Origin of the sequence: Rhodococcus sp. T2V (assembly GCF_029269925.1) — a bacterium.
Taxonomy (GTDB): Bacteria; Actinomycetota; Actinomycetes; order Mycobacteriales; family Mycobacteriaceae; genus Rhodococcus_F; species Rhodococcus_F koreensis.
The window spans coordinates 14,071-35,476 of record NZ_JARJBD010000061.1 but is presented as its reverse complement, the minus strand read 5'-3'; the positions used below and the strand labels follow the sequence as shown (position 1 = coordinate 35,476).

Sequence of the window (21,406 nt, the reverse complement as noted above, 5' to 3'; positions counted from 1 at the left end):
GCACTGCCCGCGGGGTTCGTCGTGGTTGAATGGTCGCTGAAGTACAGCTGTGTAATTCGTTGCTCGGTCGGCCACGCGATCGAGGAGCCGGGGGAACGTGGTTTCGCTGACGTCGAGCGAGAGCTAGTAGTCGAGGAGTGAGATGGACGGCGCAACAGCGCGTAGTCGGAACCAGTCCGAGCGCACCGACAGCGACACTTCCGTGGGGGTCGACGACGTCGTCGACGACGGTCTCTCGCGTCGGGAGCACGACATCCTGTCCTTCGAGCGCCAATGGTGGAAGTACGCCGGCGCGAAGGAAGAAGCGATCAAAGAGCTGTTCGACATGTCTGCCACCCGGTACTACCAGGTGCTCAACGCGCTGGTGGACCGGCCGGAGGCACTCGCAGCCGACCCGATGCTCGTGAAGCGCCTACGACGGCTGCGCGCGAGCAGGCAGAAGGCCCGCGCGGCCCGTCGCCTCGGGTTCGACGTCACGTAGCACCCGGTCGCTAAGGTCGACATCGTGAGTACTCCGAAACCCGAATCGTCCGGCCCGCCGTTACGTGCCCTCGCGATGGTGCTGATCGCCCTCGCGATTCTCTTCGCGGGTCTCGGGTTCGCCTCCCTCGGAGGTTCGGACTCGGAGGAGACCGCAGCCACCGTCACGACCTCGGCGGCTGCCACGACCACCGCCGCCCGTCCGACGACGGCCGCCGGAGCGGCGGGAGGCACCTCGGCTTCCGCGGCGAGCACGACGTCCGGTGCGTCCAGTACCACGAAGGCCGCCGACGCAGCGTCGGTGCCGGTGCGGGTGCTCAACAACAGCAACGTCACGGGTCTCGCGAGCCAGACCGCCACCGAACTGATGTCCTCGGGATGGACGGTGTCGGAGACCGGCAACTACAGCGACGGCACCATTTCCGAAACCACCGTGTACTACGGGACTTCCGCCGCGGAGAAGGAAGCGGCCACCGAGATCGCGGCGCAACTCGGAGTGTCGGCCGAGCCGAAGTTCCCGGGAATCGCGAATTCGTCTGCCGGTGTGGTCGTCATCGTCACTTCCGCGCAGTAGACCGGACGGTCGGTGCATCGGCGCCGCGGTTATGATCAGGTGCACTTCTTCGCCACCTCAAAGGAGCGGTTTGATGGCCTCGAGTTCTACCCGTCGGATGTCCTGGCGCATTGTCACCCCGGTGGTGGCCATTGCGGCACTCGGACTGACCGCCTGCAGTAACAACGAGGAGCCGTCCGACGTTCCCGGCACCACTCCTCCCGTCTGGACCGGCGCCGCCGATCCCAGTGCCGCAGGCGTTCCCGGCGATGCCGAGAGCGGTTCGGGCGAACACGCGGAGAGCGGCGCGCTCACCGCGACGCTGAAGAACGCGGAGGGCGTGAACGTGGGTACCGCCACGTTCAAGCAGTCGGGAAGCCACGTCGAGGTCACCGTGTCCGTCAAGGATCAGACGCCCGGATTCCACGGATTCCACGTGCACTCCGTCGGAAAGTGTGAGACGAACTCCGTGGCACCGACCGGTGGTGCGCCCGGAAACTTCCTGTCCGCGGGCGGGCACTTCCAGGCCGCGGGCCACTCGGGGCATCCCGCGAGCGGCGACCTCACCTCGCTGCAGGTGCTGGAGGACGGCACCGCCGAGTTGGTCACCACCACCGACGCCTTCACGGTCGAGGACCTGAAGAACGGCGACAGCGGCACCGCGGTCATGATCCACTCGGGTCCCGATAATTTCGCGAACATCCCCACCCGTTACGCACCCGCTCCCGATCAGGAAACCCTGAACACCGGTGACGCAGGCTCTCGTGTGGCCTGCGGTGTCATCGGCGCCAGCTGAGTCGCGTGACACCCCGGCTGCGGCCGGGGTGTCGGCGCGCTGCCGCGGGCCGCGGCCTGTGGTTGGATCGAAACCGTGGTAGTTCCCTTTCCCGGTTCGCCGCGGCCGACACTGGGTGTCGAGTGGGAGATCGCGCTGGTCGACAGGGTCACGCGGGATCTCTCCAACACGGCCGCGGAGGTGTTCGACGCGGTCGCGAATCTCGCGGGTCCGGAGGATCCGCGGATCACCAAGGAGTTGCTGCGCAACACCGTCGAACTCGTCACCGGCATCCACTCCACCGTCGGTGAGGCGATGGACGACCTCGACGAGTCGCTCGACCTGCTGCGGCGGGCGGCGAACCCGCTCGGGGTCGATCTCATCTGCGCCGGAACGCACCCGTTCGCGCAGTGGTCGACCCAATTGGTCACGCGGACACCGGATTACGACGAGCTGATCGAGCGCACGCAGTGGTGGGGCCGACAGATGCTGATCTGGGGTGTGCACGTCCACGTGGGTGTGTCCTCGCCGCAGAAGGTGTTCCCGATCCTCAACGCGCTGTTGCAGCGGTACCCGCATCTGCTCGCGCTGTCCGCGTCGTCACCGATGTGGGCGGGCGTCAACACGGGGTACGCGAGCAATCGCGCCCTGATGTTCCAGCAACTTCCCACCGCGGGGCTGCCGTACCAGTTCGCGAACTGGGCGCAGTACGAGGATTTCATCAGTGACCAGATGAAGACCGGGGTGATCACCAAGATCGGCGGGATGCACTGGGACATCCGGCCCGCGCCGCGGTGGGGCACCATCGAGGTCCGCGTCTTCGACGGTATCTCCACCCGCGCCGAACTCAGTTCTCTCGTCGCGCTCGTGCACTGCCTGATCGTCGACCTGGACCGGCGTTTCGAGGCGGGCGAGAACCTGCCGAACCTGCAGCCGTGGCACGTGAAGGAAAACAAGTGGCGGGCCGCGCGGTATGGGCTCGACGCCGAGATCATTCTCGACGAGGACAGCAACGAGCGACTCGTCACCGACGACCTGAACGACCTGCTGGAGAAGCTGGCGCCGACCGCCGTGCGTCTCGGCTGCGCGGACGAATTGGCCGCTGTGGCGGAGATTCCCCGCCGCGGCGCCTCCTACCAGCGGCAACGTCAGGTCGCGGAGGCGACCGGCGGTGACCTGGTGGCCGTCGTCGATGCGCTGGTGAAGGAGCTCGGGACCTGAAAGCCGGTCTCGGGCAGGATACTCGTCCACCTGCCGTTCACGTGTTGTTTACACTTGGCGGGTGTCGATCGACGATGTTGCCGTTGTACGGCCGGGTGGGCCCGTCGATCGTTCCCGCATGTTCGTCGCGGTCGGGGCGCTCGGTGTCGCGATCCTGCTGGTCGTGGTCCAGGCGGTCGCGTCCGTCCAGGGTTTCCAGGGGCCGCTGGAGAGCCTGTTCCGCGACTACGTCCTGACCCCCAAGTCGGCGTCCGTTCCGTGGGCCGGCCTCGCGCTCGCGATGGTCGGGCTCAGCAACCGGCAACGGGTCGTGGCGCTGTCCGCGGCGGCGGGCATCGACGTGGTGGTCGCGGCTGTGCGCTACCTGTCGGGTGGCCCGCTGACCGTGGGTAACGGCGCGACGTGGGTTCTGACGGCGGTCGGTGTCCACGCCGCGGTCCGGTGGACGGGTGAGGAGCGGCGCAGCGCCCTGAAGGGTGTCGGGCTGGGTGCGCTGCTGATTCTCGCGACCAAGTTCGGCGACGCCTGGCTGCAGGTCACGATCATGGCCGGGCCGATGGTCCTCGACGAGTTCGCCCAGCTCGCGGATCACGCGCTGGGAAGCCCGTCGTGGCACATGGGGCAGTTCGTCGACGCGCTCGGTCCCGTCGGATACGGCATCCTGCACTGGGTCTACATCGAACTGCCCGTCGCGGCCATCGCGGTGGCCGTCTACCAGCTTCGGAACGGATGGCCCTCGCACTACCTGGTGCGCACGTTCCTACTGATCGGTCTCGTCGGTCCCATCTTCTACGTGCTGTTCCCCGTGGTCGGTCCGATCTTCGCGTTCGGCACCGAAGGGCAGGGGTTCCAGGTCGGCGACTACTGGCCGAACCTCGTCCCGGCACCCGACTTCGCGCCCGAACCCCTGTCGTTCGATTCGACGACCCCGCGCAACTGCATGCCGAGCCTGCACACGGCGTGGGCACTCGCGCTGTTCATCCATTCCCGGCAGGGCGCGTGGTGGCTGCGGCTCGGCGGCACGTTCTGGCTGGTGTGCACACTGACCGCGACCCTCGGGTTCGGCTACCACTACGGCGTCGACCTGGTCGCCGGAGCTGTCCTGTGCCTGACCGTCGAGTCCGCGCTCCGCGACCCCGAACGCGGGTGGGGCTGGTTCCGGGTCCGTCTCGTCGGCGGTGGCGTGCTGGTGCTGACGGGACTGCTGCTCAGCTACCGCTACCTCGCGGTGCCGATGGGCCGATTCCCGGAGATGTCCGGACCGCTCGTTCTCGGCGCCCTTGCCGCGATGAGTCTCGGCTTCTATGCGACGTTCTTCGCCCGGCCCGACACCGCGCTCGCCCGGTGGGGCAACGGCGCGAAGGCGGCGGTCACGGACGTTCTGGTGGCTCCAACTCGTTGATCATCAGCAGCCCGTCCTGATCGCGCTGCTCCCGGTACGCCACCCGGCCGACGCTGTGCGCGATGACCGGCGCGGTGAACAGGGTGAAGATGCCGACGAGGATCAGCATCCAGATGTCGACGTTGCCGCGCAGTTCGAGGACTGCGCCCGCGAGCACCATGATGAGACCGACCACCTGCGGTTTGGTGGCGGCGTGCATGCGGCGCAGGGTGTCCGGGAAGCGGACGATGGCGATGGCGGCCGTCAGTGCGAGCAACGACCCGCACAGCATGAGGGTGGCCCCGATGACGTTCAGCACGGTGGTCACGACTTGTCACTCACCCGGAACCGGGCCACCGACACCGAGCCGATGAACCCCACCAGCGACAACGCGACGATGGCGGGCACGATCGTCGTGTCGCCGGTGTACGCCGCCCACACGGCGAGCCCGCACATCGCGAGGGCGATCAGGGTGTCGAGGGCGACGAGACGATCTAGCGAGTTCGGACCGTCGAGCAGCCGGAACGTCGTCAGCACCCCGGCAACGACCAGGATGATTCCGGATATGACCGATACGACTGTCATGAGCTGCCCTCCTGAGCGGGGTCGTCGTACTGCTGGTCGCGGTTGTGCCAGGGGCTCGGTTTCCAGTCGGAGTCCCGTTCGAACGCCTCGATGAACAACCGCTCCAGCTGCGCGACCGTGCGGTAGAACTGGCTGACCGCCTTCTGCGAGCCCATGTCCAGGACGTGGACGTAGACGATCCGCCGGACCTGGTCGATCTCGAGAACCATGGTCCCGGGGATGAGGTTCAGCACGTCGATGCAGAGGGTCAGCACGAGGTCCGACTTGATCCCCAGCTGGTACCGCAGGACGCCGGTGACGGGCGGCGGCCCGGGCCGGAGTGCGAGCCACGCGATCTGGAGGCTCGACTGGAGCGAGTAGTACACGAACATCACCGCCAGCCGCAGCAGCGGCAGGACATGCACCCGGCCCTCCACCGGCACCCGCGGCAGCGGCATGAGCACCATGATGATCGCGCCGACGGCGAGTCCGCCGAGGATGTTGCCCCAGCTGACGTTGCCCCACAACAGGATCCACACCGACATCAGCCACAGCAACGCGCCGAACTGGAGAATTCTCTCGCGTTTCATCGCGGTGCCTCCTGCGCTTCGCCGCCGGGGTGACCGCCGAGGACGGCGTCGATGTAGATCGACCGGTTCTGCAGATCGCTCGCCGCGCGATCGCTGATCTGGATGATCTGGCCGGCGAACACCGTCATCGCCAGCCCGACGGCGACGAGGGCGACGGTGGGGATCAGCATCATTGCGGGGATCCGGCCCACGTCGGCGCGGTCGTCGAACGCGATGTCGGCCTCGGACTCGTCGAGCAGCGCCGACGGGCTGACGTCCGCGAGGTCGCCCTCGGGGGCGTCGGCGCGGGCCCGCCAGAACGCCTTGGTCCACACGCGTGCGACGACGTACAGGGTGAGGAGGCTGGTGACGGTTCCGCCTGCGACGAGAGTCCACGCCAGCACGCTCGCGTCCGACGAGCCGGCCTGCAACAACGCGACCTTGCCGATGAACCCGGAGAACGGGGGAATGCCGCCGAGGTTGAGGGCCGGAATGAGGAACACGATGGCCAGGACGGGGCTGGCCGCGGCGAGCCCGCCGAGACGCCGCAGCGACGAGGACCCGGCCTGGCGTTCGATCAGACCGACCACCAGGAACAAGGTGGTCTGCACGAGGATGTGGTGGGCGACGTAGTAGATGGCACCCGAGAGCCCCGACTGCGTGGACAGCGCGACACCGAACACCATGTACCCGATGTGGCTGACCAGGGTGAAGGACAGCAGACGTTTGATGTCGCTCTGCGCGATCGCACCGAGGATACCGACGAGCATCGTCAGCAGGCCGCACACCATCAGCACGTTGTCGAGTTCGCCCTCGGGGAAGAGCAGCGTGTGCGCGCGGATGATCGCGTACACACCCACCTTGGTGAGGAGGCCGGCGAACACGGCGGTGACCGGGGCCGGCGCGGTGGGGTAGGAGTCCGGCAGCCACGTCGACAGCGGGAACACCGCGGCCTTGATGCCGAACGCGACGAGCAGCACGCCGAAGATGGCGGTGCGGGTGCCGGACGGGATGCCGTCGAGGCGGGTGGCCATGTCGGCGAGGTTGAGGGTGCCGGTGGCCGCGTAGGCGAACGCGATGCCCGCCAGGAAGATCAGCGAGGACACCATCGACACCATCACGTACGACACACCCGCGCGGACGCGGTCGGCGCTCGCGCCCAGTGTCAGCAGCACGAAACTGGCGGCGAGGAGCACCTCGAAACCGACGTACAGGTTGAACAGGTCGCCGGCGAGGAACGCGTTGGAGATGCCCGCCGTCAGCGCCAGATATGTGGGCAGGAAGATCGAGACGGGCTGGTCCTCGCTGCCGTCGCGGATACCCTGACCCACGGCGTACGCCATGACGGCGAGCAGCACGATGGACGAGACCACCAGCATCATCGCGGACAGCCGGTCGACCACCAGCGTGATGCCGATCGGCGAGTCCCAGCCGCCCACCTGAACGGCCGTCGTGCCGTCGCGGTCGGCGAGGAACAGCAGCAGTCCCGACACGACGAGGACGCCGATCAACGCGACGAGCGTGATGATCCGCTGGGCCCGCGGACGCCGTCCGAGCACCAGCGTGGCCGCGGCGGCGAGCATCGGGACGAGGACGGGCAGCGGCGCGAGCGCCGTGATGACGTGCGGGGAAATGGTCACGACTTCTCCCCGATCCCAGCCTTGTCGATGTCCTCGTCGTCGTCGAAGTCACCGTCGTGCAGGTCTTCGTAGCATTCGAGGTCTTCGAGGTTCTTCAGTTCGTCCAGGGGAATGGGGTTTCCGTCCTTGTCGAAGGCGTCGCCGCTGAAACTCGGCTCGCCGGTGACCGGGTCGTCGGAGCGGTCGCGGTCCGGGGCCTCGGCGGGGGACCGGCGCCGCAGGACCTTGGTGTCCTCGGGGTCGTTCTCGACGGCGTCCTGCGTGGTGATCTTGAACGACCGGTACGCGAGCGCGAGCACGAAACCGGCGATGCCCATCGTGATGACGATCGCCGTCAGGATCATCGCCTGAGCCAGCGGGTCGGCCATCGACTCGTGAATCGACTCGCGGCCCACGATGGGCGGATTGCCGTCCCGCCCACCGGACGTGAGGATGAGAAGGTTGATGCCGTTGCCGAACAGCAGCAGTCCCAGCAGCATGCGGGTGATGCTGCGTTCGATGAGCAGATAGACGCCGGCCGATACGAGGACGCCGATGATGACGAGAAATCCGAGGTTGGCGCTCATTACTGGTTCACCTCGACCTGTGCGTCGAGACGTGCCCCGAGACTGCGGAGTACGTCGAGTACGAGTCCGACCACGATGAGGTACACACCCAGGTCGAAGAACAGGGCGGTGACCATTTTGACGTGACCGAACACCGGCAGCGTCACCTCGAACACCGCGGAGGACAGCGCGGGGGCACCGAGGAACAGCGACGCCAGCGCGGTGCCTGCGGCGAGGGTGAGCCCGAGCCCCAGGATCTTGCCCGCGTCGATCGGGACCGTCTCGCCGAGTTCGTACCGCCCGCCCGCGAGATACCGCAGGACCAGCGCCAGACCGGCGGTGAGGCCGCCGGCGAAACCGCCGCCGGGCGCGTTGTGACCGGCGAAGAAGAAGTACACCGACAGCACCATGATGGTCGGGAAGATCAGCCGGGTCGTCACCTCGAGGACCAGTGACCGGTGTTTCGGATCGATGAGGTCGCCGCCGAGCAGCCACGTCGTCTCGGAATGCGAGGCCGAAGACTCGGCCATGACCGCGGGGGCGTCGGCCACCCGGGGTGCGCTGCCGAAGCGGCGGTTCCGGAACACCAGGCTCGCGACACCGGTGGCCGCGACGAGCAGCACCGAGATCTCGCCGAGCGTGTCCCAGGCGCGGATGTCGACGAGCAGGACGTTGACAACGTTCTTGCCGTTGCCGAGGTAGTACGCCGCGTCGGGGAGTCGCTCGTAGATCGGCACCGAGTTCCGCGCGTTGATGGCGTACGCGCCGATCGTGGTGATGGTGGCACCGACCGCGACCGCCAGCAGCGCCCGCGGAATCTTGAATCCGATCGCCCGGCGCTCGTCCACCTCGGCGGGCAGTTTCCGGAACACGAGGACGAAGATGACGAGCGTCAGTGTCTCCACCAGGAACTGGGTGAGCGCGAGGTCGGGGGCGCCGTGGAGAGCGAACAGCACACCGCAGCCGTAGCCGCTGAGACCGACGAGGATCACGCTGGCCAGACGGTTGCGCATCACGGTTGCGGCGAGCGCGGCCGCGACCATCATCAGCCCGATCACGAACTGCACCGGCGAATCCCACAGGCGCACGTCGGCGCCGGTGTCGGTGCCGACGACGAGCAGCACCAGCGGCACCAGCACCAGGGTCCCGAGGATGGTCGCCTGGGTCAGCGGTAGCGAACCGCGCTGGGTGGCACCGGTCAACCGCATCGACAGGGCGTCCATGCCGCGCAGCGTCGCGTCGTAGATGCGGTCGGCGTTGCCGAGCGGCGGGTGCTCGAACCGCAACCGGTTGACCCAGCGCTGCGCCACGAAGAGCGCGGTGCCGAGGGCGAAGACGAGCAGCGTCAGCAGCAGCGCCGTGTTGACGCCGTGCCACAGCGCGAGGTGGTAGTCGGTGGCGGCCTCCGCGGGCAGGGTGCGCGAGTACGGCGTCAGCAGCTTCTCGAGCTGCGGCGCCGCCAGTCCCGCCGCCAGACTCAGCACCGCGAGGACGGCGGGTGCGGCGAGGAACAAGGGCCCGGGCGCGTGCATGCCCTGCACGGCCGGGCTCGGCCGCGCTAGCCGCTTGCGGCCGAAGGCACCCCACATGAAGCGCACGCTGTAGGCGAGCGTGAGAATCGAACCCAGCACGACGACGCCGACGGTGGCGATCCGCGCCGGGTCGGCGAGGACGGTCGTGCTCAGCAGTGAGTCGAATGCGGCCTCCTTGCCGACGAACCCGAGGAACGGCGGAAGCCCGGCCATGCTGGCCGCGGCCAGCGCGGCGAACACCATCAGCGCCGGCGCACGATTGCCGAGGTGCGCGAGTTTGCGGATGTCGCGGGTCCCCGTCGTGTGGTCGATGATGCCGACCACCATGAACAGTGCCGCCTTGAACATCGCGTGCGCGACGACCATCGTCATGCCGGCGAGCGCGGCGTCGCGGGTGCCGAGACCGACCAGCACCATCATGAAGCCGAGCTGGCTGACGGTGCCGAACGCGAGCACCAGTTTGAGGTCGAACGCGCGCATCGCCCGCCACCCGGCGAGGACCATCGTCAGCAGGCCGAGCGTGACGATCGTGAACCGCCAGGGCGCCGCGTCGGCGAAACCCGGCGACAACCTGGCCACGAGATAGATACCGGCCTTCACCATCGCGGCGGCATGCAGATAGCCGCTGACCGGGGTCGGGGCCGCCATCGCGCCGGGCAACCAGAAGTGCAGCGGGACGATCGCCGACTTCGACAGCGCACCGATGAGGACCAGCACGACACCGACACCGGCGAGCCAGCCGCGAGGTGCGACCTCGATCAGTTCGGACAGGTTGTACGTGCCCCCGACCTGGCCGAGGATGATGATGCCGACGAGCATCGCCAGACCACCCGCGGTCGTGACGAGCAGGGCCTGCGTCGCGGCGCGGCGGCTCGAGGCGCGTTCGGCGTAATGCCCGACCAGCAGGAACGACAGGACCGTCGTCAGCTCCCAGAAGGTGTACAGCAGCAACATGTTGTCGCTCGCGACGAGCCCGAACATGGCCCCGGCGAACGCCACCATCTCGGCGGCGAAGATGCCGAGACGGGGTTCGTCGTCGGTGAAGTAGCGGGCGCAGTAGACCAGGATCAGCGTGCCGATGCCCAGCACCAGCACCGACATGATCGCGGCGAGCGGATCGAACCAGAAGTCGAGGTCCATCGACAGGCCCGGAGCCCATTCGACGGACACGGTCTGCACCGTGCCCCAGTTCGCGATCACCCATCCGAGTGACACCAGCGGGACGAGGGAGAGGGGATAGAAACCGTTGCGGCCGAACTGGCGCACCACAAGCGGAGCCAGAACGGCGGCAACGGCATGGGCGAGCAGAACAGCAAGCAAAAGGCACTCCGTCGGGGGTCAGCGGGCGGCGGGGTGTCGGAACGAAACGAACCGAGTCGTGTAGACCGTTCGCTTAGCTAGCGAACTGGGCTACGTGTACATCCTACTGGGTCGGTTATTCGGACCCACAATCGCGGCAAATCGGACTAATGGGGCGCATTGTGTTATGGGCGCGTGCCCGGACTGATCTATCTTGGGTCGGTGCCAGCCGAGATTCGAACCGCCGCGCTCGCCCATATCCGTGACCGCAAACTCCTCCAGACGCGTTCGGCGGGGAAGACCGCGTTCTACATGGCAGGCGGCAAGATCGACCCGGGCGAGAACGCCGAACAGGCTCTGCACCGCGAGATCCGGGAAGAACTCGATGCCGGAATCGTCGACGGGACGCTCGAACGTCTGGGGGTCTTCGAGGCCCCCGCGTACGGACATCCCGAGGGCACGGACCTGCACATGACCTGCTTTCTCGCCGAACTGAGCACCGATCCGCGGCCGACGAGCGAGATCGCCGAACTGCGGTACTTCACCGTCGACGAATACGCGGCGATGCCGGACGTCGCGCCCGGCTCGATGCTCGTGTTCCGCCGGCTGCAGTCGCTCGGCCTCCTCGACTAGGTGAGTGGCGCGGTGCCCTCCGGTGCACCGTGGCGCTCACGGAGCGAGTAGACGCAGAACGCGACGACGAGCAGCATCGCGACACCGGCGAGATGGTCGGACGCGGCGGTCGAGGCCGGCGACGACGGCAGACGGTGTTCGCTCGGCGCACCCGAGTAGACCACCCGGCTGCGGGGGACCGTGGTCGCCGCGACGAACACCAGCGACGCGAACGGCAGCGCCAGACCGAGCACCGCGACCGGCGCAGAACCCGGCAGCGCGGAGGCGAGCGCGAAACCCGTCCCGCCGCCCAGGACCCCCAGCCGGAGCAGGAGCGCGACGCCGTCGTTGCCGAAGTCGGGCGAGATGGTGGCGACCAGCGGAACGACGGCGGCGACACACAGACCCCACCCGGGCCGTCGCCTCTTCGGCGGAACCCTGACCGCCACCGCCATTCCCGCGGCGAGGGTGACGACGCCGACCGCCAGCAACGCCGGCGCGGGCGTCGTCACCCGCGGGGTCCGGAGGTCGTCGAGGACGAGCACGGCCGCGGCGGTGACCCCGGTCGCCGCCACCAGGAAGTGTCCGTCGATCCCGGGGAGCCGTCGCCCGATCAGCACGGTCACCCCCAGGATCACGGCGAGTGAGAACGCCACGATCAGCCAGACCGTCAGGGGTTCGCCGAATTCCTGATCGTCGATCCACGCCCCGAGCAGCCGGTTGAGCAGCGCGAGTCCCAGGGCTCCGACCAGCGCGGTGAGCAGGGTCTTCCGTTCGGGGCGTTGCACCCGGAACTGCGACCGCGCCAGCACCGCCGACGCGAGCGCGAGCACGAGGACACCGATCAGCAGCCACTGCGGAGGTTCGCCGATCGCCGAGGTGCTCATGCTCGCGGGCTCGACATATGCGGTATCGCCGCGCGGCAGTTTCTGCACGCTCGCGAGGAGGAACGCGCCCGCCACTCCGAGAGTCAGCGCCAGCTGCGAAGCCCAGCGACCCCACACCGCGGCGACCGCCGCGCCCAGCAGGAACCCGGCAGTCGCGGTCTTGGCGAAGTGCAGGGCGATCAACGTGTCGACGCCGCCGGCGCCGGGAACCGCCCAGCGCGCGCCGATCAGGACGACCGCGCACACCGCGGCCAGGAGCCACGACACCCGCCGGGAGCCCGACCGTTGCAGACCGCCCACCGCGATGACGGCGAGAACCAGGGCCACCACCACACCCGTCGGCTGGCTGCTGATCCACCGGTCGATCTCGCGATCGGAGGCGTTGATCGTCCAGGCCCGGTTACGGGGATTGGTGAGGACGAACCCGGCCAGTGCGCCGGACGCGAGAGCGGCCGCGGCGGACAGGGGTTCCCGGAAGTCCATTTGCCCACGGTACTCGAGCGGGTAGGAATGGAAATGGCGAACCCGGCGTTGGCACCGAAGGCGTGCCCGAGAACGACTCCGATCGAATACACCCGAGGCGAGGAGCCCCCTATGACGTCGATCAACGAGAAGGCCACCACCCTGCTGGAGCTGCACCGGCCCGGCAACCCCGTCATCCTGCCCACCGTGTGGGATGCGTGGTCCGCGAATCTGGCTGTGTCCGCCGGGTTTCAGGCACTGACGGTCGGAAGCCACCCGGTGTCCGACTCGATCGGCAAGCCCGACAACGAGGGGATCACGTTCGACGAGCTGCTGCACCGCATCTCGCAGATCACCGCCGCGGTGGAGCTGCCGCTGTCGGTGGACATCGAATCCGGCTACGGGCTCGAGCCTGCCCGCCTGATCGAGGGACTGATCGGTGCGGGTGCGGTGGGTCTGAACATCGAGGACACCGTCCACAGCGAGGGCGGACGCCTCCGCGAGGCGCAGGAGCACGCCGACTTCGTCGGAGGGTTGCGGCAGGCCGCCGACGCCGCCGGGGTCCACGTGGTCGTGAACGCGCGGACCGACCTGTTCGTGAAGCAGGTGGGCGACGAGTCCGACCGTGTCGACCGCGCGATCGCGCGCCTGAAGCTCGCCGCCGAGGCCGGAGCCGACGTGCTCTACCCCGTCGGCCGTCACGACGACGCCACCCAGAAGCGGCTCACGTCGGAGCTTCCGCTGCCCGTCAACGCGATCGGGCTGCCCGATCAGGACGATCCGGCGAGCTTCGGACCGCTCGGCGTCGCGCGGGTGAGTTTCGGCCCGTTCTTCCAGGCCGCGCTCGCCGCACACGCGGCCACCCTGCTCGGCCGCTGGTCCTGACCCGTGAGTACTTGTTAACCGCCGGCGGTTAACAAGTACTCACGGGCGCGACAGCGCATAGGCCTCGAGGTGCGCCACTTGCTCGGGATCGAGTGAGGGGCGCACCTTTTCGCGTGCCTCGGCCACGTCGGCCGCGGTGACGTCGGCGGCGTCGATGTTCCGGCGCATCGCGGCCAGCGCGGCTTCCCGCAGCAACGCCGAGCAGTCGGCGGCCGAGTAGCCGTCGAGATCGTCCGCCAGAGCGTTCAGGTCGACGTCGTCGGCGAGCGGGACCGCTTTCCCGGACGTCCGGAGGATCGCGCGGCGGGCGTCGCCGTCCGGCGGCGGCACGAACACCAGCCGCTCCAGGCGGCCGGGGCGCAGCAACGCCGGGTCGATGAGATCGGGCCGGTTGGTGGCGCCGACGACCACCACGTCGCGCAGCGGTTCGACGCCGTCGAGTTCGGTGAGCAGCGCGGCGACCACCCGATCGGCCACCCCGGAATCGGAACTCTGGCCGCGCCGCGGCGCGAGCGCGTCCACCTCGTCGAGGAAGATCATCGACGGGGCCGAATCCCGTGCCCGCTGGAACAGTTCGCGGACCGCCTTCTCGGACGCGCCCACCCACTTGTCCATCAGCTCGGCGCCCTTGACGGCGTGCACACTCAGATGTCCCGAACTGGCCAGCGCCCGAACGAGATACGTCTTGCCGCAGCCGGGCGGGCCGTAGAGCAGCACGCCGCGCGGCGGATCGACACCCAGCCGGGCGAACGAATCCGGGTGCTGCAACGGCCACAGCACGGCCTCGGTCAGCGCCTGCTTGGTCTCCACCATGTCCCCGACGTCGTCGAGGGTGACGCTGCCGATCGCGAGTTCCTCGCTGCCCGATCGCGACAGCGGGCGGATGACATCGAGTGCGCCGAGGAGGTCGTCCTGGGTGAGCGCCGGCTCGACGGGTTTCCTGGCCGCACGGGACGCGGCCCGAAGGGCGGCTTCCCGGCACAGCGCGGCGAGATCGGCGACGACGAACCCGGGCGTGCGGGCCGCGATCGCGTCGAGGGCGATGCCGTCGCTGGGGACCTTCCGCAGGAGCAGTTCCAGCAGGGCCCGGCGGGTGGAGCCGTCGGGCAGCGTGAGGGCGAGTTCGCGGTCGCACAGGTCCTGCCCGCGCAACCTGGTGTCGACCGACTCCGGGTGCGCCGACGTCGCGACGAACGCGACCCCGACGGTCTCGACCGCGTGGCGGAGCTGTTCGATGATCAGCGCCGACACCGGCTCCGGGGTGGACGGCAGCAGGGCGTCGATGTCGGTGATCAACAGGACGCCGCCGCTGCGGATCGCCTCGACGGCCGCGGTGACCCGCTGCAGCCGGGATCCCGCCTCCAGCGCGCCGGCACTCGGCCCGTCGAGTTCGACCACCCGCCGGGACGCGAGAACCGCACGGGCGAGCGTCGCCTTCCCGACACCGGCGGGCCCGGTCACGAGGACGCCCAGGTGGGGCGAGGCCCCGAGCGTGCGGAGCAGTTCGGGTTCGTCGAGTGCCAACCCGAGCCACTCGGTGAGCTTGGCGGCCTGGGTGTGGGCGCCGACCAGGTCCTCGACCGGGACCGGGGGCACCTCCTCGGCGGGCCGGACCGGCGGCGCGGGCAGGCGGGACGGCGGCGCGGTCACCGTCGCGCGCACACCCTCACCCCACCCGACCGCGGTGTTGGGCTGCACGCTCACCGGACCACCGGCCGGGTCGACCCCGGTCACGGTGAGCAGTTCGGACGTCCAGGCGACACCGAACGTCCGGGACAGGGCCTGTGTCGCGGGGGCGGTGCTGGTTCCGGGGCCCAGGTCGCGGGGCAGCAGCGACACCGTGTCGCCGACCGTGAGGACCTTGCCGAGCAGGGCGTGACGCAGGGTGACGTCGGAGACGGAGTTGACGGCCAGATTGGAGCCGCTGACCGTCACCGTCTTCCCGCCGTACACCGTCACCGGTGTCACGACGACCGTGCTGTTCTCGGACAGCCCGGCGTTGGACAGCGTCACGTCGTCGAGGAGCGCGGTGCCGGTGGGGGTTCCGGCAGGCGCGCGACCGGCCACGGCGGCGGTGCGGCGCGCACCGATCAGGGCGATCGCGTCCCACTCGCGGAGACCGAGCGCGGCCAGGGCTTCCGGATGCAACCGGACCACGCCGCGCCGGGTGTCGGCGGCCGAGGTGTTCAGTCGGACTGTGAGCGCGAGTTCCGGGGAGGTCACGCCGTCGAGCCTACGTGCGGGAGCGACCTACCGGGCCCGGGGACGGCGCAGTCCGAGTCGTGCCGCGGACCGCCTGCCGCGGGCGTCGGGCTGACGCCGGATGGCCCGCCGCTCGGACGGCTTGATGTCCCACGTCTCGGGCCGCGCGGCCACCCACCGCTTCGAGTGGACGGCGAACGGAATGTGCCCGAGGTACACCACGACGAGGACGATCAGCAGGATGTACGGGTAGGTGACCAGGGCCGCCGCCGCGAGCGCGACGAGGACGAGCAGGCCGGCCGCCATGTGCGGGGGCACGGACACCGTCTTCAGTGCGAGCGTGGGGATCCGGCTGACGATCAGCGCCGCGGAGAACACGGTCCATGCGACGACGACGGGATACGACGACCACCAGCCGTCGCCCCACTGCGCGGCGGCGGCCAGCGGGGCCAGCGCGACCAGCGCACCCGCCGGCGCCGGGACACCCGTGAAGTACTCGTTGGCGTAACCCGGCATGTCGTCCTCGTCGAGGAGCGTGTTGAACCGGGCCAGCCGCAGCACGATGCTCACCGCGTAGATCAGGGCGATGATCCAGCCGAAACTCTGGCCGTCCAGCAGCGTGACGTAGAGGACGAGAGCCGGGGCGACGCCGAACGAGATGGAATCGGCGAGCGAATCCAGTTCGGCGCCCATCTTGCTGGTGGCGTCGAGCAGCCGCGCGATCCGCCCGTCGAGCGAGTCGAGCACCGCGGCGGCACCGATCATGGCCAGCGCCGTTCCCAGATCCTCGTCCAGCGCGAACTTGACGGCGGACAGTCCCGCACACAGCGCGAGGATCGTGACGACACTCGGCAGGAGCCGGACCGCCTGCTGGGGTCGTCCCCTCCGCTGTTTCTTCGCGTTGGCGATCACGGCAGTTGTGCGATGACGGTCTCGGCGCCGATCGTCCGCTGTCCCCGCTCGGCGAGCAGCGTGGTGCCCGCCGGGAAGTACGTGTCGACGCGGGAGCCGAACCGGATCAGGCCGTACGTGTCACCGATCGGGAGGGTGTCGCCGGCCTTGGCGTCGCAGACGATCCGGCGGGCGAGCAGACCGGCGATCTGGACGACGGCGACGTCGTGGCCCTCCGCGGTGTGCAGCAGCATGCTGTTGCGTTCGTTGACCTCGCTGGCGTCGGCGAGGTCGGCGGAGAGGAACTTGCCCGGCCGGTGGACGACCTTTTTCACTTCGCCGCCGACGGGGCTGCGCTGGACGTGCACGTCGAGCACGGACAGGAAGATGCTGACCCGGGGGAGCGGTTCGGTTCCCATGTCGAGTTCGGACGGCGGGACCGCGGAGTCGACGAGCGCGACCTCACCGTCGGCGGGTGCGACTGCGACGCCGACACGGTTCGGCGGAACGCGGTGCGGATGCCGGAAGAAGGCGGCGCAGGCGGCGGCGGAGGTCAGTGCTCCGCGACGGACCCATTTGCGGTTGCGGCCGAGGACGGCCACGCCGAGTGGTGCGAGGACGAAGGGCAGCCCGGCCGGATGCAGGGGCGGAACTGCTCCGCGGACGAGGTCGACGATGTGCCCGACGCTCGTGGCTTGCGGGGTTCCGGGGGGTGTGGGCTTGCGTGCCACGGGCTCCTCTAACTGTGTTCGGACGGACGTGCTGCCTGCGCGCCATCGCGCCGCACCCACAGGTTACGTGAGCGCTTCCGGCTGCAACGGCATCAGGAGAGAGTACGCACTCGCCGGGTCCGGTGTGTGAACGGATCGTGGCCGGATGGCGAGGGGTGTGATGGGTCCACCGACCCGGAACGTCAATTGCTCGCCGGGCAGCGCGTCGACCGCTTCGAGGAGAAAACCGGTGTTCACCTGCACACGGAAGCGGACGGGCCGCTCGGTGCCCGGGTGGCCGACGACGATCTCGCCCGACTCGAGAACCCCCAGATCCACCCGGTCACCCGCGTCGGCCAGGAGTGCCCGCAGGGCCGCCGAGGAGAAGGTGTGTTCGATTCCCGGGTCGCGGGGCGACAGGCTGCGATGGTCGGGGAAGACGCCGTCGACGAGACCGGTGGTGAGCTGTTCGCGGCCGCAGCGGAGGGTGATCGAGTCGGCTCCCACGACGACGGTCACCGTGTCGTGGCGCCACAGCAATCCGGCAGCGTCGTCCAGGAACGTGCACGGGACGATCACGGAGATCGGCGGGTCCGGCGGTTCGAGCACGGTCGCCGTTCCGACCGCCAGCCGGTAGCGGTCGGTGGTGACGAGCCGGAGCACGTCGTGGTCCGTCTCGAAGAGGCAGCCGCGCAGCACCGGGAACTCCGAGTCGGCGTCGGCGGCGAACCGCACCGCGCCGACCGCGGCGCGGAGGTCGGCGGTGCGGAGGACGACCGTCCGCGTCCGGTCCGTTCGGGTGTCGAGCAGGCGGTGAATCCGCGTCAGTTCACGGCGGGCGTCGTCCAGCCCCTGCTCCAGCCGGCCGAGGTGCCGGTCGAGAAGTCCGTGGGCGTCGGTGCCGCCCAGCACGGCCGCCATCTCCTTCACCGGCATTCCCACCCGGCGCATCGCGGCGACGAGGACGGCGGCGTCCACCTGCCGGTCGGTGTACCAGCGGTAACCGGTGCGCGGATCGACCGCGTGCGGGGTGAGCACCCCGGCCTTGTCGTAGAACCGCAGTGCGCTGACCGACAGACCGGACGCGCGAGCGAGTTCACCGATGCTGAGCACGGCGTCCACTCTGCCCCGGCGGTCCGACAGTCGCGTCCAGTTCGGCGCGGAGCCGGGTGACGGCGCCGCGGATCATCCGTCCGTAGCCGTAGCCGTAGCCGTAGCCGTAGCCGTCGTCGGCGAGGTGTTCGCAGCTCTGCGCTGCCCGATCGAGATGGTGGCGCGCCTCGGACGACTGGCCGAGGGCGTGATGAGCGGCCGCCACGTTGAGGTGCAGCGACGGGTAGAAACCCGCGACCGACAGCGACGAGTGATGTTCCCGCGCCCGGTCGTCGGTCAGCGAGTCGGCGGCGCCGAGGGCTCGCAGGTCCCAGCGCAACTCCTCGGCGGGGTCGGTCTGGACGTCCGCCATGTAGTGGGCCAGCGTGACGACGTGCAGCGGGTCCGGCGCGGTGTCGCCGGACCCCTGGAGGGCGTCCCACACCTCCTCGAAGATGCGCCGGGCGCCCTCACGGTCACCCGCTATCGCCCGTTCCTGCCCCTGCGCGATCCTCGCCATGACGGCGTCCGGTGTGTCCATGCGGACCACGCTGAGGCCTCGACCAGGTCGAGGGTCAACCCGGCTACTTGCCCTCGGCCGCCGACTTGATCCGGGCGAGGGTGGTGTTCATGCCGTTCACGAGGTCGACCTCGAAGTCCTCGTTGCCGCCGAGGACGGTCTTGACGAGGAACTGCGACACCTTGGACGTTCCGGTCGGGGCTTCGCGGCGCTCGATGACCTTGGTTCCGCTTGCGGTCGGCTCGAGTTCGTACGACCAGATCGTGCGGTTCTCGAGGATCCGGAAGGCGATGGCCTTGTTGGGCTGGAACTTCACGACCTTCGACGTGGTCGGCCACACGAGGAAGCCCTTGCGGTTGATGTTGACGGTTTTCGTGCCCGCCTCGACGACGCCGCCGAGGACGCGCATCTTGCGGCACTGCGGGCTCCATTCGCCCATCCGCTTCAGATCCGAGACGACCGCCCACACGTCTTGCGGGGTCGCGTCGATGTCGATGCTTGCTTCGAGGGTGGTTGCCATCGGCTGTCTCCAGTCAGGGAAGGTGGTACGTAAGGTAACAATTACTTTCGCGTCATGGTAGGCCCTGTGGCCGGCGAGCTGTGCGGTAGGTCACTGAAACGTGGCCCGGACTGCAGTTTTCCAGCACTTCCGCGCGCCTCATCGAAACCGTGTAACCAAAGGGGCACGATTGGCGATGAGTCAATAGTGCGACGAACTGTCGCCGATGCAATGGCGCAAATTGGAAAGTTGTCGAGTCGGTGTTCGGAAGTGATCGGTAGTGAATGTTCATTCGATCCTGCGGTGGGACCGCAGCCCTCTCCCTCTACTCGAATCAGCCCGATTGCAAGGACGTCCGTCCTCGTGGCCGAGTGAAAAGCTCGAACGTCTGATGACGCCACGCGAAATCGAGGAAGCTCTCCGCGGCCGGTTGTAGACACGGTCGGGGCTCCCGCAATCCCGTCACTCTCCGCCCGGACGCGGGGGAGACTGGGGTTGTGGGAGCCGAAGAGTGTGTCGTGGTCGGAACCGGTGCGGTCTCCGCCGAAGAAGTGATCCGGGTGGCGCGCCACGGCGCGCCCGTGCGGATCTCGCGGGACGCGATGTCGGCGATGGCGGAAACCCGCAAGCGCATCGAGGCGCTGGCCGCGGACCCGAAGCCCGTCTACGGCATCTCGACGGGGTTCGGGGCCCTCGCCACAAGGCACATTCCCTCTGCCCTGCGCACGCAACTGCAGCGCAGTCTCGTCCGCTCGCACGCCGCCGGAAACGGGCCCGAGGTGGAACGCGAGGTGGTGCGCGCTCTGATGCTGCTCCGGCTGTCGACCCTCGCCACCGGCAGGACCGGCGCCCGGCCGGAAGTCGCGCAGGTCTACGCCTCGCTGCTGTCGGCGGGGATCACTCCTGTGGTGCACGAGTACGGCAGCCTCGGGTGCTCCGGCGATCTGGCGCCGCTGGCCCACGTCGCGCTCGCGGTGATCGGCGAGGGCACCGTGCGGGACGCGGACGGCGAACTCGTGCCGGCCGCGGCAGTGTTGTCCGCGGCCGGGATCGTGCCGGTGGTCCTCGAGGAGAAGGAGGGACTCGCCCTCATCAACGGCACCGACGGCATGCTCGGCATGCTGGTGCTGGCGTGCGAGGACCTGCACGCGCTCCTGCGGCTGGCCGACGTCACGGCAGCGATGAGCGTCGAGGGGCTGCTCGGCACCGACAAGGTGTTCGCCCCCGACCTGCAGGCGCTGCGGCCCCACCCCGGCCAGGCCCGCGCCGCCGCGAACATGGTCCGCCTGCTCGCCGGCTCCGAGATCGTGCAGAGCCACGCCAACCCGAGTTGCACCGTGGTGCAGGACGCCTACTCGTTGCGGTGCGCGCCGCAGGTCGCGGGTGCCGCGCGGGACACGCTCGCGCACGCCGAGCAGGTGGCGTCGTGGGAACTGGCGAGCGCCGTCGACAACCCGGTGGTCACGCTCGACGGCCGGGTGGAGTCGAACGGCAATTTCCACGGGGCGCCGGTCGGGTACGTCCTGGACTTCCTGGCCATCGTCGTCGCGGACGTCGCGAGCATGAGCGAGCGCCGCACCGATCGGTTCCTCGACGTCGCCCGCAACCACGGGCTGCCGCCGTTCCTGGCCGACGATCCGGGGGTGGACAGCGGCCACATGATCGCGCAGTACACGCAGGCCGCGATCGTGTCCGAACTGAAGCGGCTCGCGGTACCGGCGAGCGTCGACTCGATTCCGTCGTCGGCGATGCAGGAGGACCACGTGTCGATGGGGTGGTCCGCCGCCCGGAAGCTGCGCCGGGCGATCGACGGGCTCACCCGGGTCCTCGCCGTCGAGGCGCTGACGGCTGCTCGCGCGCTCGACCTGCGGGCCCCGCTCGCACCGTCACCGGCGACGGGCGCGGTGCGGGACACGATCCGCGAGCACGTCGCCGGACCGGGAACCGACCGTCACCTCGCGCCGGAGATCGAGGCCGCGGTAGCCCTCGCCGCGTCCGGCGCACTGGTCGCGAGCGCGGAGGCGGTGGTGGGGCGGCTGGACTGACGGCGTCAAGTCTCGAGTCTTGCGACTACCGTGGACTGCAGG

21 protein-coding genes are annotated in these 21,406 nt (G+C 69.2%); 8 read left to right on the top strand and 13 right to left on the bottom strand.

Annotated features, from left to right (window positions below; translation table 11 throughout):
- Positions 1-142 precede the first annotated feature (142 nt).
- From P3H15_RS36085 to P3H15_RS36065, 5 genes are all read left to right on the top strand, one after another.
- Positions 143-481 carry a DUF3263 domain-containing protein gene (locus P3H15_RS36085; protein WP_072948479.1) on the top strand — a complete coding sequence of 113 codons (339 nt, stop codon included), beginning with the start codon at positions 143-145 and terminating at the stop codon, positions 479-481.
- A 24-nt stretch (positions 482-505) separates the two neighbouring features.
- The gene (locus tag P3H15_RS36080) at positions 506-1,054 is read left to right on the top strand and encodes a LytR C-terminal domain-containing protein (RefSeq protein WP_276141626.1); all 549 of its coding nucleotides are present in this window, start codon (positions 506-508) and stop codon (positions 1,052-1,054) included.
- A gap of 73 nt (positions 1,055-1,127) precedes the next feature.
- Positions 1,128-1,829 carry a superoxide dismutase family protein gene (locus P3H15_RS36075; RefSeq protein ID WP_276141625.1) on the top strand — a complete coding sequence of 234 codons (702 nt, stop codon included), beginning with the start codon at positions 1,128-1,130 and terminating at the stop codon, positions 1,827-1,829.
- A gap of 75 nt (positions 1,830-1,904) precedes the next feature.
- A complete protein-coding gene (locus P3H15_RS36070) occupies positions 1,905-3,029 on the top strand; it encodes a glutamate--cysteine ligase (RefSeq protein ID WP_095862474.1) in 1,125 nt (374 codons plus the stop codon).
- A gap of 118 nt (positions 3,030-3,147) precedes the next feature.
- Positions 3,148-4,431, top strand: a complete 1,284-nt coding sequence (locus tag P3H15_RS36065) for a phosphatase PAP2 family protein (protein ID WP_276141651.1) — start codon at positions 3,148-3,150, stop codon at positions 4,429-4,431.
- Here P3H15_RS36065 and mnhG read toward each other — a convergent pair.
- The 6 genes from mnhG to P3H15_RS36035 are packed head-to-tail and all read right to left on the bottom strand — an operon-like array spanning position 4,400 to position 10,580.
- Positions 4,400-4,738, bottom strand: coding sequence for a monovalent cation/H(+) antiporter subunit G (mnhG, locus tag P3H15_RS36060; RefSeq protein ID WP_005264391.1), 339 nt, complete (start codon positions 4,736-4,738; stop codon positions 4,400-4,402). The two genes, P3H15_RS36065 and mnhG, sit on opposite strands and share 32 nt — an antisense overlap.
- Positions 4,735-4,995 carry a monovalent cation/H+ antiporter complex subunit F gene (locus P3H15_RS36055; RefSeq protein WP_005251754.1) on the bottom strand — a complete coding sequence of 87 codons (261 nt, stop codon included), beginning with the start codon at positions 4,993-4,995 and terminating at the stop codon, positions 4,735-4,737. Before P3H15_RS36055 ends, mnhG begins: the two co-directional genes overlap by 4 nt.
- A complete protein-coding gene (locus P3H15_RS36050) occupies positions 4,992-5,564 on the bottom strand; it encodes a Na+/H+ antiporter subunit E (RefSeq protein ID WP_012689088.1) in 573 nt (190 codons plus the stop codon). The genes P3H15_RS36055 and P3H15_RS36050 overlap by 4 nt, the downstream gene beginning before the upstream one ends.
- Positions 5,561-7,183: a Na+/H+ antiporter subunit D gene (locus tag P3H15_RS36045; RefSeq protein ID WP_276141624.1), complete on the bottom strand. Its 1,623-nt coding sequence runs from the start codon at positions 7,181-7,183 to the stop codon at positions 5,561-5,563. Before P3H15_RS36045 ends, P3H15_RS36050 begins: the two co-directional genes overlap by 4 nt.
- Positions 7,180-7,749: a Na(+)/H(+) antiporter subunit C gene (locus P3H15_RS36040; protein WP_276141623.1), complete on the bottom strand. Its 570-nt coding sequence runs from the start codon at positions 7,747-7,749 to the stop codon at positions 7,180-7,182. The genes P3H15_RS36045 and P3H15_RS36040 overlap by 4 nt, the downstream gene beginning before the upstream one ends.
- Positions 7,749-10,580 (bottom strand): Na+/H+ antiporter subunit A, encoded by a 2,832-nt coding sequence (locus P3H15_RS36035; protein WP_276141622.1) that lies wholly within the window; start codon positions 10,578-10,580, stop codon positions 7,749-7,751. Before P3H15_RS36035 ends, P3H15_RS36040 begins: the two co-directional genes overlap by 1 nt.
- A 201-nt stretch (positions 10,581-10,781) precedes the next feature.
- On the opposite strand from P3H15_RS36035, the gene P3H15_RS36030 reads away from it, so the two are divergent.
- A complete protein-coding gene (locus P3H15_RS36030) occupies positions 10,782-11,192 on the top strand; it encodes an NUDIX domain-containing protein (protein WP_276141621.1) in 411 nt (136 codons plus the stop codon).
- Here P3H15_RS36030 and P3H15_RS36025 read toward each other — a convergent pair.
- Entirely contained in the window at positions 11,189-12,541 is a 1,353-nt protein-coding gene (locus P3H15_RS36025; protein ID WP_276141620.1) for a hypothetical protein, read from the bottom strand. The genes P3H15_RS36030 and P3H15_RS36025 overlap by 4 nt on opposite strands.
- 111 nt (positions 12,542-12,652) lie before the next feature.
- Between P3H15_RS36025 and P3H15_RS36020 the strand changes: the two genes are divergently transcribed.
- A complete protein-coding gene (locus P3H15_RS36020) occupies positions 12,653-13,405 on the top strand; it encodes an isocitrate lyase/phosphoenolpyruvate mutase family protein (RefSeq protein ID WP_276141619.1) in 753 nt (250 codons plus the stop codon).
- A gap of 39 nt (positions 13,406-13,444) precedes the next feature.
- Here the strand turns inward: P3H15_RS36020 and P3H15_RS36015 are convergent, their stop codons facing one another.
- From P3H15_RS36015 to P3H15_RS35990, 6 genes are all read right to left on the bottom strand, one after another.
- A complete protein-coding gene (locus P3H15_RS36015) occupies positions 13,445-15,628 on the bottom strand; it encodes an AAA family ATPase (RefSeq protein WP_276141618.1) in 2,184 nt (727 codons plus the stop codon).
- Positions 15,629-15,655: 27 nt separating this feature from the next.
- Entirely contained in the window at positions 15,656-16,519 is an 864-nt protein-coding gene (pssA, locus tag P3H15_RS36010) for a CDP-diacylglycerol--serine O-phosphatidyltransferase (RefSeq protein ID WP_276141617.1), read from the bottom strand.
- Positions 16,516-17,229: a phosphatidylserine decarboxylase gene (locus P3H15_RS36005; RefSeq protein WP_276141616.1), complete on the bottom strand. Its 714-nt coding sequence runs from the start codon at positions 17,227-17,229 to the stop codon at positions 16,516-16,518. The genes pssA and P3H15_RS36005 overlap by 4 nt, the downstream gene beginning before the upstream one ends.
- Positions 17,230-17,292: 63 nt before the next feature.
- On the bottom strand, positions 17,293-18,330 hold the full coding sequence (locus P3H15_RS36000; protein WP_276141615.1) for a MerR family transcriptional regulator: 1,038 nt from the start codon (positions 18,328-18,330) through the stop codon (positions 17,293-17,295).
- Positions 18,305-18,850, bottom strand: a complete 546-nt coding sequence (locus P3H15_RS35995) for a hypothetical protein (protein ID WP_276141614.1) — start codon at positions 18,848-18,850, stop codon at positions 18,305-18,307. Before P3H15_RS35995 ends, P3H15_RS36000 begins: the two co-directional genes overlap by 26 nt.
- Before the next feature lie 34 nt (positions 18,851-18,884).
- Positions 18,885-19,340, bottom strand: coding sequence for an SRPBCC family protein (locus tag P3H15_RS35990; RefSeq protein WP_276141613.1), 456 nt, complete (start codon positions 19,338-19,340; stop codon positions 18,885-18,887).
- A gap of 476 nt (positions 19,341-19,816) precedes the next feature.
- On the opposite strand from P3H15_RS35990, the gene hutH reads away from it, so the two are divergent.
- Positions 19,817-21,364: a histidine ammonia-lyase gene (gene hutH, locus P3H15_RS35985; RefSeq protein ID WP_276141612.1), complete on the top strand. Its 1,548-nt coding sequence runs from the start codon at positions 19,817-19,819 to the stop codon at positions 21,362-21,364.
- Positions 21,365-21,406: the final 42 nt, after the last annotated feature.

Coding starts and splice junctions, on each gene's coding strand:
- P3H15_RS36085 (WP_072948479.1), top strand. CDS start 143: ATGGACGGCGCAACAGCGCGTAGTCGGAACCAGTCCGAGCGCACCGAC.
- P3H15_RS36075 (WP_276141625.1), top strand. CDS start 1,128: ATGGCCTCGAGTTCTACCCGTCGGATGTCCTGGCGCATTGTCACCCCG.
- P3H15_RS36065 (WP_276141651.1), top strand. CDS start 3,148: ATGTTCGTCGCGGTCGGGGCGCTCGGTGTCGCGATCCTGCTGGTCGTG.
- P3H15_RS36055 (WP_005251754.1), bottom strand. CDS start 4,995: ATGACAGTCGTATCGGTCATATCCGGAATCATCCTGGTCGTTGCCGGG.
- P3H15_RS36050 (WP_012689088.1), bottom strand. CDS start 5,564: ATGAAACGCGAGAGAATTCTCCAGTTCGGCGCGTTGCTGTGGCTGATG.
- P3H15_RS36040 (WP_276141623.1), bottom strand. CDS start 7,749: ATGAGCGCCAACCTCGGATTTCTCGTCATCATCGGCGTCCTCGTATCG.
- P3H15_RS36025 (WP_276141620.1), bottom strand. CDS start 12,541: ATGGACTTCCGGGAACCCCTGTCCGCCGCGGCCGCTCTCGCGTCCGGC.
- P3H15_RS36020 (WP_276141619.1), top strand. CDS start 12,653: ATGACGTCGATCAACGAGAAGGCCACCACCCTGCTGGAGCTGCACCGG.
- P3H15_RS35990 (WP_276141613.1), bottom strand. CDS start 19,340: ATGGCAACCACCCTCGAAGCAAGCATCGACATCGACGCGACCCCGCAA.